The sequence below is a fragment of the Bacteroidota bacterium genome (assembly GCA_019637975.1).
Classification (GTDB): Bacteria; Bacteroidota; Ignavibacteria; order UBA10030; family UBA6906; genus CAADGV01.
The window spans coordinates 32,307-45,786 of sequence record JAHBUR010000008.1; the positions used below are offsets into that span (position 1 = coordinate 32,307).

Below are 13,480 nucleotides of genomic sequence, written 5' to 3' on the forward strand. Positions count from 1 at the left end.
TCGAATTGAATGAGAACTGCTGAAAGAATTTGGTGTTGGAAGAAAAGATTCGTCATTTCAATGTAGAGAAGTCCCGCGGCGATGTCAAGGCGCGGTCAGGCCCGAAAGGGTCATCTGGAGGGCCGCATGTGTTTGTTGCGCAACAGCGACAGTATAACAGAAACAGTCAAAACGGATGCAATAGTGCCGAGGGAGATGCCGATAGAAATATGAACAACATCCTCCAACAACATCTTAATCCCGATAAAAATGAGAACGAGGGAAAGTCCATGCTTCAGGTAGTAAAAGGACTTCATGACTCCAGCGAGCAGAAAATACAAAGCGCGCAAACCGAGAATGGCAAAGACGTTTGACGAGTAAACGATAAACGGATCGCGCGTTACGCCGAATACCGCGGGGATCGAGTCCACAGCAAACACGATGTCCGTCGTTTCCACCGTCAGGAGAACCAGAAACAACGTTGTGACATGAAGTCTGCCGCCGACGCGTGTGAAAAAATTGTGCGTCTCATACCCTGTATCGACCGGAAACACCCTCTTCGCTAATCGGATAATGGGATTCTTGTCAGGATGAACCTTCACCTCATCCTCGCGCAACATTTTCCAGCCGCTGTAGATGAGTATTGCCCCAAAAATGTAGAGAATCCAGTCAAATCGCGCTATGAGCAATGCACCCGCCGCGATAAATATCGCACGAAACACGAGCGCGCCAAGCACACCCCAGAACAGTACTCTGTGTTGATACTTCGGGGGGACACCAAAATAATTGAAGATAAGGATGAAGACAAAAATGTTGTCAACCGAAAGGGATTTTTCTAGCAGATAGCCGGTCAGGAATTCCAGACTCACCCTCGTTGCCACTTCACTTCCGCTATTCTCCTTCACCCAGAAGTACAAGCCCACGTTGAAGACAAGCGAGAGTGCAATCCACACAACACTCCACCATGCCGCTTCTTTGAGAGTGACCGGCTCATCTTTTCTGTGAAACACACCAAGGTCGAGCGCCAACAGGAGGAGGATGAAAAAATTGAAGCCGATGAAGAGGTAGAGTTCGTTTTCCGGCATGGCTACGTACTCTTCCCGCCGTCAATCTGTTGCGAAAGCCACCGGACCATGTCGTTCAGACTTTGCTGGCCGATTTCATGCGCCATCGGGTATTCATGATACTCAACGCGAGCTTTCGCCGCATCCAGCTTCTCCTTAATGAGGCGGCTTGCCTCAACAGGAATCACCTGATCGTAGAGTCCGTGAGCAACAAAAAAGCCGAGGGCGTTCACTTCGTTCCACCGGTATTCGAGATGTGTACCCTCGACGAGATAGCCGCTGTTGGCAAGAACGCCGCGGAATTTCTGCGGCATGCTCAATGCCATCGCCAGCGACATCACTGTCCCCATGCTGAACCCCAACAGGTAGACCTGATGTTGATCGACAGGATAATGTAACAGCACAGCATCGACAAACGTGGAGAGCTTGTCGCAACTCTCTTTGAACATGTGCGGCTCAGGTTTGCCCATCTCCAGAAAGTCATACCACTTGTATCCGCCCCATTCCAGGTTGAACGGCGCCCGCACGGCGATAGTCAGCAATCGGGAATCGAGATATTGCGCAAGTCCGGCAAGATCATGCTCATCGGCGCCAAGCCCGTGCAGCATGATAACCGTCGGATGCTTCTCGCCCGCCGGGGCTTCAGGCTCGATCAGGATATGATGAAGAGATGAAGATATTGTCTTCCTCAATTACTTCGCATCCTGCGATATTTCTCTTTGTACTTTTCATACAACATCGTATGGCGACTCGTGAGGTCGACTTTTTTTCCCTCAATAAATTGCATCTCAACCCGTGTCATGATTTCAAGGGGATCGCCGTCTGTTATAATAAGCGTTGCGTCCTTGCCAAGTTCGAGCGAGCCGATCCTGTCTGCAACGCCGAAAATTTGCGCCGGGTAGAGGGTGATCGCTTTCAGCGCCTCTTCTTTTGGCAGGCCGTAGGCAGCGGCATGAGCGGCCTGATACGGCAGGTTGCGTTCGTGCGGTGCTTCCTCTTCGCTGATAATGGCAAACCGGATTCCGGCTTCGTGCAGTTTCTTCGGCAATGCAAACGGCTCATCATATTTGTCGAAACGGCGTGTGGGAAGACGGTGAATGCCTCCTGCTAGCACCGGGATGTTGTGCTTCTTCAGCAAATCCGTTACGCGCCACGCCTCATGCCCTCCGCGGATGATAAGCTTAAGATTCTCCTGTATTGCCCATGCAACAGCCGCCTGAATTTGTTGCACGTCATTCGCAACCACCATCACCGGCACTTTGCCTTCGAGCACGGGAATCATTGCCTCCCAACGCAGATCGACGTTATGGTAGGGAATGCCCTTTTGCTCTTCCGCTTTCTTTGCGTTCATGTATGCCCGCGCATCGCGGAAGGCATCGGCAAGTTCTTTCAACTGCTTCTCGCGCTCCTTGATCTGATCCGCCTCGGAGCGGATTTGTCTGCGCCCGCGACCGATTGTCATAGCCGGCCACTGGACGACAAGGGCGGCCGGTGCTTTCAGCGTCATGTCCTCCCATGTCCATCCATCCGACATCATCACCGCCGACATACCGGAGATGAGTCCGCCTTGCGGCGCGGTGACAAATGTCGTGATGCCGTTTGCCCGCGTAACGGGAATGATCTCCGACTCCGGGTTCACAGCAACTTCAGCGCGAACGTTCGGGTTGATGCGGCCGGTTTCATTGTGATCGCGAGTAGCGCGTACGGCCCCGATCTCGGTGAGCCCGATATATGTATCAGGACTCATCAGTCCGGGATACACATGTTTGCCGGTTGCGTCAATCACTTCGGCTCCCCGCGGCGTCGTGAGTTGTGTTTCGATTGCCGTGATTTTTCCGTCCTCGAAGATGATCGTTCCCTTTTCAATCACCGGCCCGCTGACCGTGTGTATCGTCGCATTTACGATGGCAATGGTTTTCTCCTGTTTCTTGCCGGGAATTTGTCCCAACGCAAGAAGCGAACCGGAAGAGACGACCAACACCCCAATGACCAATGACCAATGACGAATACCATTCTTCATTTCAAAATCCTCCTTCGTCATTATGTCGGGGATGATCCACTTCGTCGCCGCGCTTTTGCGGCCGCGGTGTTTGCTCGGAACCGCCCGCTTTCTTATGTGTCAGCGCTTTCTGGATGAGGGTTGCGCGTTGCTTCTGTACTTCCTCGTTCATTTTCTTGTCTTCGTCAATATCGAAATACTTCCGGCCGTCAACCCACGTTTGCTCGCAACGCGAATACGTCGAGAGAGGGCTGCCGCTCCAAATGACGAAGTCAGCGTCTTTGCCGGGCTCAAGCGATCCGACTCGATTATCCACCTTGAGCTGCTTTGCGGGGTTGATGGTGACAAACTTGAGGGCTTCTGTTTCAGAAACACCGCCGTATTTGACTGCCTTCGCTGCTTCAAGGTTCATCCGCCGCGCAAGCTCGTCGCTGTCGGAGTTGAATGAGACCAGCACGCCTTGCTCGTGCATTAACGCGCCGTTGTGCGGAATGGCATCATACACTTCGAACTTGTATCCCCACCAATCGGTGAACGACGACCCGCCCGCTCCGTGCTTCGCCATCACGTCGGCGACTTTGTAGCCTTCGAGAATATGCTGGAAGACCTGAACTCTGAATCCCGGTTTGCCAAGCATACGGTCGAAATCCTCCACCACTCTCATCAACATCAGAATCTCGCTTTGCACATACGAATGGCAATGGATGAACCGCTTGCTGCGCAGAATTTCGACGATCGCATCAAGCTCAAGATCGCGGCGCGGCGGAATACCCGTTTTCTCCTTCTCCCACTTCTGCCACGCCTTCTCGTAGTCGAGAGCGGCTTGAAACTCGTCTCGGATTATCTGCTCCACTCCCATGCGCGTTTGCGGATAGCGTGTTGTGAAACGTTCGCCCCAATTTGACTGCTTGACGTTTTCACCAAGCGCAAATTTTATTGTGGGTGGAGCGCCTTCGAATTTCAGTTCTTCCGGCAGCAATCCCCAACGTAATTTGATGAGTTGCGCCTGTCCGCCGATCGGGTTGGCGGAGCCGTGAAGAATGTGGGCTGAAGTCAAGCCGCCCGCCAGCGCGCGGTAGATGTCGATGTCGTCGCTTTGCACCACATCTGCAACGCGAACTTCGGCAGAGATTGCCTGCTGTGCTTCATTGACGCTGCCTGTCGCCGCCATGTGAGAATGCGCGTCGATGAGGCCCGCGGTAACATGCTTCCCCTTTCCGTCAATTATCAATGCGCCGGAAGGTGCGGCGAGATTTGTTCCGACATTTACGATCTTCCCTTTCTGAATCAACACATCGGCATTCTCCAACTTACCCTTCGGTCCGCTCGTCCAGACTGTTGCGCCTTTCACAATCACTGTTGCAGGCTGATCAGGTATTTTTGATCTACCGAACTCGCCGTAAGGATATACGGGAGGGAACGATGCCATCTTTGTTTCCTTCGGCTTTGCCGTATCGGGATCGGGAATGTACGGGGCAACACGATCCGCAAACCAGGTGAACGTCGAGCCGTCCGACCATTCGCCGTTGCCTGTAAGCATGTCCGGACGTGCAGTTGCCGTCATGCGAATGATACCGCCGAAACCGATCGAATCACCGGCAAACGAAAACGAGAGGCGTGAAGCAGAGTAGGAAACAGTTGTCAGCTTCACTTCTTTTTTCAGCCCGCCGGGAGATGTTTTCGTCACAGTTCCCTGCAGCGATTCGGGTTCGCCTTTCAGCGTCAGGGTGATGGTATCGTTGGATGATTTTTCTCCTTTGATGGTCCACTTTCCTCTCGGATCAATTTCCGGTAACGGCTTGATTTCGTAGCGACTGCCGTCAATCCAACTTTCCCTGATGACTGTCTTTTCTGCAAACAGATCACCGTTCGTAACAATGAAGTTTGCCGTCTTTCCAACATCGAGCGAGCCGAGTTGCTTCTCGACTCCGAAGAGCCGGGCGGGAGTTGATGTCAGCGCCGCAAGCGCGGCATCAGCAGAAAGTCCGCGTTCAACTGTTGTCCGAACTGCTGCGAGAAATGTCGCGGGATCGTCAAGCGTTGCAGAGGTGAATGCAAACGAAACGCCCGCGTCTTGCAGACGCTTGGGATTTTCGGGAGCCTCATCCCAGTGGCGTAATTCTTCGAGCGTGTATTGCAGCGCCTCTTCGGGCGAGTCGACTTTCGGAGTTTCAGGGAAGTTGACAGGAAGAATAATGGGTCGACGCGTCTGCTTGATTGCATTCAGCGTCTTGTACTCGCGTCCGCTTCCCCGTACAATCACATTCAAACCGAATTCCTTCGCAATGTTCTCCGCACGAAGGAAACTCAACTCATCGTTCACTTCAATAATGAATGGAAGCGACTTCGCATCCCTCATCGCTGCGAGTGCCTCGTTTGTTTCTGGTCGGGGGAGAGAGAGATTCTTTGCATACGCGTCCTGTGCCTTTGCATACCAGTCCGCATCATACATCGCTTGCCGGATCAGCGCAATGATGCCCATGAGCGAGCCCGGGTAACCGTCGTACCCCCACTCACCGCCAAGCTGTGCGTGATGGGCCACGCCGTCCCTGACGAGCCCGTCGTTCGGCTTCCCGCCACCGAGATTCACCACCGCGCTTTTTCCCTTGATAATTCCCCGCTGTGGAACGATCAGCGCCGATGTGAAGCCCTGGCTGCGAAGCTTCTCGGCTGCTTTTTGATCAGGCGTGAAGAGTCTTGCGGCGTTGTTCTGCGCTGCAACCATCTTGTTCCAATATTCCGCCCCCCGCGCCGGATCCTGCTCGGGCCGCTGGCGCGGTTGATCGCCTTCCTGTTGGGGTTGCGGCTTCGGGGCCTTCGGCACGCCGTAATCCGAATACGAATCAATCAGTCCTGGGTAGATGGACTGTCCCATCATATCCCACACACGCGCATCGGCGGGAATGGCGGCATTCGTTCCGACAGCGACAATCACGCCGTCACGGATCACCAGCGTTCCTTTGTCGATCACCTTGCCCGGCGATTGAATGATGCGGGCGTTCGTGAACGCGTGAACGGTTGGCGTGTTCCTGCGGATGCCTTCGGGCGGAGTTGTTTGCGCAATGCCCGATTGCAGAACGAGAAGAGCCAACGCAAGCAACACTCCTCCCCGACGCGATAGCGTATCAATCATGAGTACTCCTGAAAATAGATTGGTAGATCAAGATGTGAATAATATCCGGTAGATGTCGTAATCGGGTTGGCTGAACGTTACAAAGCGAACTTCTTTCAGGGATGGATTCTTCTCAACGAAATTCTTCACCGCTTCGACCGCTATCTTTGCCGCCCCCTCAATCGGGAAGCCGTAAACCCCTGTTGAGATGGATGGAAACGCTATCGTCTTTACATTGTTCTCGACAGCAACCTGCAATGAGTTGCGGTACGCATTCGCCAACAACTCAACTTCATGATTTCCGCCTCCGTGCCACACGGGCCCGACCGTATGAATGACATGTTTCGCCTTCATTCTCCCGCCGGATGTTATCATTGCTTCGCCAGTCGGAAGGCGGCCGTGCCGGGCGATATACGCTTTGCATTCGTCCAGAATTTGCGGTCCACCTGCCCGATGAATCGCACCGTCAACTCCGCCCCCGCCCATCAGACTCGAATTAGCGGCGTTGACGATGGCATCAACCTCTTGTCGGGTGATGTCGGCTTGAACGAGGGTGAGTGTCGTCGAACCGATTCGGATGTTCATGCGTGAAGAGGATATGAAAACCGCTGCGTGTTGTGATCCAATCTAAGGAATGATGAACGCCGAATCAACAGCTTAATCCTCCGGCCTCTCGCCCGCCGGCGCCATCTTCACGAGTCGCGGCATGAACTTCGCAAGAGGCTTTGCCAAATCCAACTGCGCGTTCATCACGTCGTTGATGTTCTTGTACGCCCACGGGACTTCATCAAGTCCGGCGGAGAGGAGCTTGACACCCTGTTTCTCCAGAAACTCCTTCGTCTCTTTCCACGTGTAGGTCTTGGAGGCCTGCTTTCGCGACATGCGGCGTCCCGCGCCGTGCGAGGTGGAGGCAAGCGACTCTTCGCTTCCCAATCCCTCCACCAAAAAGCCCGGGGTTCCCATCGAGCCGGGAATGATACCGAGAATTCCTTTGCCTGCAGGCGTCGCGCCTTTGCGGTGAACAATCACATTGCGTCCGCCGTGCTTCTCACGCCACGCAAAGTTGTGGTGGTTTTCGATTTGCTTCAACACGTCATGCTTCAGAAATCTGATGATAGCTTCATGAATAAGATGATGGTTGGCGGAGGCGTACTTTCCCATCAACTCCATAGCCGCCCAATACTCGGCGCCTTCTTCATCGACATCAAGCCAGGCAAGATTGCGCGCTGCGCCGATGAGTTCGGGATGCTTTTGCTTTGCGATGCGCGTGTAGTAGTCGGCAACCTGCGCGCCGGTACCCCGGCTGCCGCTGTGCGAGAGCAGGGCAAGATACGAGCCCGCGGGAATGCCGAGCGCCTCTTCCTCGAACGTAATCTCGCCAAACTCCACAAAGTGATTCCCCGAACCTGATGTGCCGAGCTGGCGGTGAGCCTTGTCCTTCATCTCACGCGTCACCGGCGAGACATTCCAATCTTCATCCATCGCGTCGTGCTGTTTCTTGTTCTTCCACTCCGCCCCGACGCCGAATCGTGTGTTCTCTTCGATTGCCTTCTTGTACAGATCTTCCTGCGTACGGACAACTTTCGGCGGCACGTCGAAGATCGTCATCATCATCCGGCAGGCAATATCAACCCCGACGCCGTACGGAATCACGGCATTGTCCGTCGCCAGCACGCCGCCAATCGGCAGGCCGTAACCGACATGGGCATCGGGCATTAACGCTCCAGCAACCGAGATGGGAAGTGACGCAGCAGTTTCCATCTGCGCTTTCGCCTCGGGATCGATGTCGCTGCCCCAGATTTTGTACTTGGGTTTATTCATCAGAAGAAGATTTCAACACAAAGGCTCAAAGCCACACAAAGGTACACAAAGAAGAGAACAAAAGAAGTTTGTGGTTCCTCTCGTCTTCGTACTCAAAAGACAAAGCCCCCCGGCACACTGGGAGGCTTTTTATATCTGACGTCTGATTTCTGACTTCTATTCTACTTCGGCCCCGCGTTGCGAACATCCTCGCTTGCAGCGGCGGCAAACTGTTCGAAGTTCTTTTTGAACTTCCCAGCAAGGTCTTTTGCCTTCGCGTCGTACGCTGATTTGTCCTTCCAGGTGTTGCGGGGATTGAGAATCTCTTCGGGAACACCGGGACATGAGGTCGGTATGTTCAGTCCGAATACGGAATCCTGGACCGTCGCAACGGCGGCAAGCGTGCCGTTGAGCGCCGCGGTCACCATTGCGCGCGTGTAGCCGATTTTCATTCTCGCACCAACACCCACTCCGCCACCGCTCCAGCCGGTATTCACAAGCCAGCAATCCGACTTGTGTTTTGCAATCTTCTCGCCCAGGAGTTTTGCATAGACAGTCGGCGGCAACGGCATAAATGGCGCGCCAAAGCATGTGCTGAACGTCGTCTGCGGCTCGGTAACACCCTTTTCGGTTCCCGCAACCTTTGCCGTGTAGCCCGAAAGGAAATGATACATCGCCTGCGCCGGGGTCAGCTTTGATATCGGCGGCATCACGCCATAGGCGTCGCAGGTGAGCATGATGATGTTCTTCGGATGCCCCGCAATTCCCGATGGAACAATGTTCTTAATATGTGTGAGGGGATATGCTGCACGCGTATTCTCTGTGAGCGTGCCATCATCGAGATTGACGTGGCGCGAATCGGAGTTCAGAATCACATTCTCCAGGACGGTTCCGAACATGCGTGTGGTATCATAGATGTCCGGCTCCGCGTCCTTCGAGAGGCGAATCACTTTTGCGTAGCATCCTCCTTCAAAGTTGAATATGCCGCCGTCCGTCCAGCCGTGTTCGTCATCGCCGATCAGACTTCTGTCAGGATCCGCCGAGAGAGTGGTTTTGCCGGTACCCGAGAGTCCGAAGAACAACGCCGTGTCGCCATTCTTACCCGCGTTCGCAGAACAGTGCATCGGCATCACGCCGCTGTCGGGAAGAAGATAGTTGAGAATCGTGAAAACGGATTTCTTGATCTCTCCCGCGTAACTCGTTCCGCCGATAATCACCAGCTTACGCGCAAAGTTGATGACAATGAACACTTCGGAGTTCGTGCCGTCAACTTCCGGCGAGGCGTGAAACCGCGGCGAGTCGATGATTGTCCATGTGTCGGGCGACGTATGGACAACGGGCTGTTCCGGCTGAATTAACAGGTTGCGCGCAAAGAGATTGTGCCACGCATAGTCGGTGATGACGCGGACCGGAATGCGGTACTTTTCGTCCGCACCGCCGTAGAGGTTTGCCACAAACACATCACGGCCTTGAAAGTACGCGCACATCTTGGCATACAATGCATCGAACTTGGCGAGTTCCATCGGGCGGTTCACTTTTCCCCATGCAATCTTGTCCTCGCTCGAAGGCTCTTTCACGATGAACTTGTCGTTGGGAGATCGACCCGTGTGGTGTCCGGTATGAACCACCATCGGCCCCAGATGAGAAATCCATCCTTCACGCCGACGGACAACTTCTTCATACAATCGGGGAGTCGAAAGATTTGAATACACGTCGCCGAGATTTTTCAATCCGAGTTGAGCGAGTACGCCCTTCACTTCAGTTGGCATGAACGATTTCCTTCTTGAGTAAATGAAACAGTGTGAGTTTGGCCGGGGAGTGGCGTTCAAGTGGAGAAAAAGATACGGTGAATCCCCAAACATTTCAAGGAAATCTTCTCCGTTGGTGAGAGCCCTCACAGACCCCCGGATGAGCTCTCACCTTCCGGTCGGGAATTCGACCTACATTACGTTTTCAGTGCAAGTATTGCTTCAACCACTCAAACACCGTTTCGTGCCACAGCTTGCTGTTTGCGGGCTTCAGCACCCAGTGATTCTCATCCGGAAAGTAGAGGAATTTTGACGGGATACCTTTCCGTTGCAATGCCGTAAAAAGCTGAAACGCTTCCGTTTCAGGAACGCGGTAGTCTTTTGCGCCGTGAATCACGAGGTGAGGAGTCTTGAAATTCTCTGCATACGTGTGCGGCGAGAATTTTTCGTATCCCTTCGGATTGTCCCAAGGAGTACCTCCGTGATCCCATTCGTCAAACCAGACTTCTTCCGTTGTGCCGTACATGCTCACGAAATTGTACACGCCGTCATGCGTAATCAGTGCGTTGAACCGTTGCGGACAGTTTCCCTGGAACCAATTGATCATGTAACCGCCGTAGGAGGCTCCTGCCGCTGCCTTCTTTGTACTATCCACGAACGGAAGTTTGCAGGCATAGTCGAGCCCTCTCATCAAATCGACATACACCTTGCCGCCCCAGTCACCGGAAATTTCATCCATGAACTTCTGTCCGAACCCGCTGCTTCCGCGCGGATTCGGGGCCATCACGATGTATCCTTGAGCCGCCCACAACGCGGGATTCCACCGGTACGACCATGAATTCATCCACGCGCCTTGCGGCCCGCCGTGCACAAGATACACAAGCGGATACTTCACGCCTTCCTTCATCACCGGCGGTTTGAAAATCCACGATTGAACGTTCGTTCCACCCGCACCTTTGAACCAGATGCTCTCCGGCTCGGGAATGTCGAGCGTGGCAAAGAGCCCATCATTCACACCCGTAATCTTCTTCAGGTTGGATCCGTCGAGACCGATGCTGTACACTTCCGCCGGACGAACGGCACTGACATGCGAAAAAATGACGGAAGAGGAAGTAACGTTCAGACTCCCGTTTGTTGCCTTGTCGAACACTTTCTTCACGTCATTCCCGGCAATCGTCACAGACCAAATGGGCTTGCTTCCCTTCTCCTCGGCTGCAAAGTAGATCGTTCTGCTGTCCGATCCCCATTCAAACTCATCGATATGTGAATCGAAATTCGCCGTCAAACTTCTGCTTGTTGATGTTGCCCTGTCGAACAACATCAGTTGCCAGCGGTCGGCTTCGAAACCGGGACGTGCTTGTGCCCGATACGCAATGTACTTCCCGTCGGGCGAGTAGCGAGGATGTCCGTCGGCAGCGGCGTTGGTTGTGATTTGTCTCGGAGGTTTGCCATCGAGAGGGACAAGCCAGATATCGTAGTTCGTTGTCCACGCTTCTTCCCGCGTGTTTACCGTTGATGCCGTGTGTGCTATTTCTTTCCCATCGGGTGAAAAGGCAAACTCAACTCCCGAGTTGAATGTCATCGAACGCGGCACGCCGTCGCGCATAATCGGCGTGACGTTCACCGGATCTCCGCCTTCAACACCCTGTACAAACACATGCTGACGCTTGCCGTCGATCCAGGTGTCCCAATTCCGGAAGTACAGTTGGGTCAGGATCTTTGCCTTGACTTTGCCGTTCTTCAGCTCATCCAATCTCTTCCTGTTAAGAGAATCACTGACGGCAAAGGGATGTGTCGAGTTTTCAGGAAACACATCCGACACGAACGCGATCATCTTTCCGTCAGGCGACCAGAGTGGCGTCGAAGCCCCTGTAGAGAGAACGGTCAGCTGTTTCTGCTCGCTGCCGTCGGGCTTCATCAGCCAGATTTGGGAATCGCCCGAGCGGCTTGACTCGAACGCAATCCACTGACCATCCGGAGACCACACCGCATGACGGTCGGATGCGGGATCTGTCGTTAATTGTCGCGGTGTGCCGCCTTCGGTTGAGGCAATCCACAAGTCGGAGAAGTTCCTGTTCTCTCCAACATCGGGCGTCGTCAGCGTGTACACAACCCACTTTCCATCGGGCGAGACCGCCGGTTGGGACACGCGCTGCATCTTGAACATATCCGCGAGTTCGAGAGGTCGTTTCTGCTGCGCGTAGAGATTCGAACAGAACAGCGTGGTGATAATGAGAATCGTTATTCTTCGCATGGTGCATCTTGTGAATAGTAGTTGTAGAAATGATGATTGACCGGGGTTCAAGACGAAGACACGGAGTTGCACGAAGGTACACAAAGGAAAACATCTTCCTGAACCTTTGTGTCTCTTTGTACCTTTTGCCGAAGGCATTCCTTCGGAAGAGTTACATCTTTCGTGCTCACTTCAAAAAATTCTTCCACATCATTGATTCAACCGGCTTGTCTGTTCGTGCAGTGTACTTTGCAGACGCTTTCGATTTGTAGCTTGTCAGCACTTCGCCATCAACCTCAAAATAGATCAACTGGCCAATCGGCATTCCATGATAAATGCGTACAGGTTGCTTGACGGAAATCTCCAGCGTCCACGTGTTGCAGAAACCGATGTCCCCTTTGCCCGCCGTTGCGTGAATATCAATGCCTAACCGCCCGATGCTACTCTTACCTTCAAGGAACGGAACATGCGCATGTGTCTCGGTGTATTCTTCCGTCACTCCCAAATACAATCTATGCGGAAGCAAAATCAGCCCGTCGTCCGGAATGGCGAAATGTTCCACTTGATTATGAACTTTCGCATCGAGAATATCACTCTTGTACGTCGCAAGCCATTTGCCGAGATGCACGTCGTACGAGTTGGAGCCTAAGTACTTCTTGTCGAACGGAGAGATGACGATGGTGCCTTTGTCCATCTCTTCGAGAATGCGTTTATCGGTGAGAATCATGCGAGAATGATTGGTGGAACGTCTTGTGATGTGTTCTAATTTAGAAAATTTCCGTGGAAAAGCCAGCCTGATGCTTGTATTGCTATTCGTTTCTGGATGGACTATCTTAATTCAACATGAAAGGAAGGGAGAAAGGCGATGTCCAGCACATATCGTTTGAAGGCGAGCGAACTTGATGATCAGTTCCTCGCAAGCATCAAAACATTGTACGGCGACAAAGAGGTTGAGATCGTGGTGTATGAAATGGATGAGACGAAGTACCTTCTTCGCTCGCCGGAAAACAAGCGAAGATTGCTTGAAGCGATTGACGATGTGGAACATAACCGCAATATCGTCATCCCCGATCAAAAGCAGTTTCAATGAAAACCGTTGCGTTTCAATCAGGAGCATTCGAGCAATACAGCAATTGGGCAAAGGAGAATCCGAAGATATTCGAACGATTAACTATGGTGATTCGTAGTGCTGCTCAATCACCATTTGAGGGTATCGGTAAGCCCGAACCTCTCAAACATGAACTGCAAGGCTATTGGTCGCGCCGCATAACGGACGAACATCGCCTTGTCTACAAGGTCACACAAGACTCCATCATCATCGTCTCCTGCAAATACCACTACAAGAGATAGCAACTGCCGCCGACACTGCCCGTCGTTCCAATTTCTAAACAGTTGTAAATTTGCATTGCATATTTACAACTCTGATGTAAAATTGCAATCCCCCCACAACACTCTCCGATTTGTCAATTTCGAGAATCGTTTCATCTGTACCCCTTGAAATCTGCCATTTTAGCGGATTTTCTCTGGCATTGAATCTGCGAGGAA

General features: G+C 52.9%; 11 protein-coding genes. 2 read left to right on the plus strand and 9 right to left on the minus strand.

Features of this window, described 5'->3' with window-relative positions:
* Nucleotides 1–110: 110 nt before the first annotated feature.
* The 9 genes from KF749_05835 to KF749_05875 all read right to left on the minus strand — a co-directional run bounded on the left by KF749_05835 (nt 111) and on the right by KF749_05875 (nt 12,662).
* Entirely contained in the window at nt 111–1,064 is a 954-nt protein-coding gene (locus KF749_05835; protein ID MBX2990673.1) for a TerC family protein, read from the minus strand.
* 2 nt (nt 1,065–1,066) lie between these two features.
* Complete coding sequence (locus tag KF749_05840; protein ID MBX2990674.1) at nt 1,067–1,735, minus strand: dienelactone hydrolase family protein; 669 nt, start codon at nt 1,733–1,735, stop codon at nt 1,067–1,069.
* Nucleotides 1,732–3,063: an amidohydrolase family protein gene (locus KF749_05845; protein MBX2990675.1), complete on the minus strand. Its 1,332-nt coding sequence runs from the start codon at nt 3,061–3,063 to the stop codon at nt 1,732–1,734. The genes KF749_05840 and KF749_05845 overlap by 4 nt, the downstream gene beginning before the upstream one ends.
* 1 nt (nt 3,064) lies before the next feature.
* Nucleotides 3,065–6,175: an amidohydrolase family protein gene (locus KF749_05850; GenBank protein ID MBX2990676.1), complete on the minus strand. Its 3,111-nt coding sequence runs from the start codon at nt 6,173–6,175 to the stop codon at nt 3,065–3,067.
* Nucleotides 6,176–6,202: 27 nt separating this feature from the next.
* Nucleotides 6,203–6,739, minus strand: a complete 537-nt coding sequence (locus tag KF749_05855) for an O-acetyl-ADP-ribose deacetylase (GenBank protein ID MBX2990677.1) — start codon at nt 6,737–6,739, stop codon at nt 6,203–6,205.
* A gap of 72 nt (nt 6,740–6,811) precedes the next feature.
* Nucleotides 6,812–7,975: an RtcB family protein gene (locus tag KF749_05860; protein ID MBX2990678.1), complete on the minus strand. Its 1,164-nt coding sequence runs from the start codon at nt 7,973–7,975 to the stop codon at nt 6,812–6,814.
* A 161-nt stretch (nt 7,976–8,136) separates the two neighbouring features.
* The gene (locus KF749_05865; protein MBX2990679.1) at nt 8,137–9,723 is read right to left on the minus strand and encodes a phosphoenolpyruvate carboxykinase; all 1,587 of its coding nucleotides are present in this window, start codon (nt 9,721–9,723) and stop codon (nt 8,137–8,139) included.
* A gap of 184 nt (nt 9,724–9,907) precedes the next feature.
* Complete coding sequence (locus KF749_05870; GenBank protein MBX2990680.1) at nt 9,908–11,956, minus strand: S9 family peptidase; 2,049 nt, start codon at nt 11,954–11,956, stop codon at nt 9,908–9,910.
* Between the two features lie 166 nt (nt 11,957–12,122).
* Nucleotides 12,123–12,662 (minus strand): dCTP deaminase, encoded by a 540-nt coding sequence (locus KF749_05875; GenBank protein MBX2990681.1) that lies wholly within the window; start codon nt 12,660–12,662, stop codon nt 12,123–12,125.
* A gap of 138 nt (nt 12,663–12,800) precedes the next feature.
* Here KF749_05875 and KF749_05880 point away from each other — a divergent pair, with 138 nt between their 5' ends.
* Together KF749_05880 and KF749_05885 are read left to right on the plus strand one after the other, a co-directional pair.
* Nucleotides 12,801–13,025: a hypothetical protein gene (locus tag KF749_05880; GenBank protein MBX2990682.1), complete on the plus strand. Its 225-nt coding sequence runs from the start codon at nt 12,801–12,803 to the stop codon at nt 13,023–13,025.
* Nucleotides 13,022–13,285, plus strand: a complete 264-nt coding sequence (locus KF749_05885; protein ID MBX2990683.1) for a Txe/YoeB family addiction module toxin — start codon at nt 13,022–13,024, stop codon at nt 13,283–13,285. The genes KF749_05880 and KF749_05885 overlap by 4 nt, the downstream gene beginning before the upstream one ends.
* Nucleotides 13,286–13,480 lie beyond the last annotated feature (195 nt).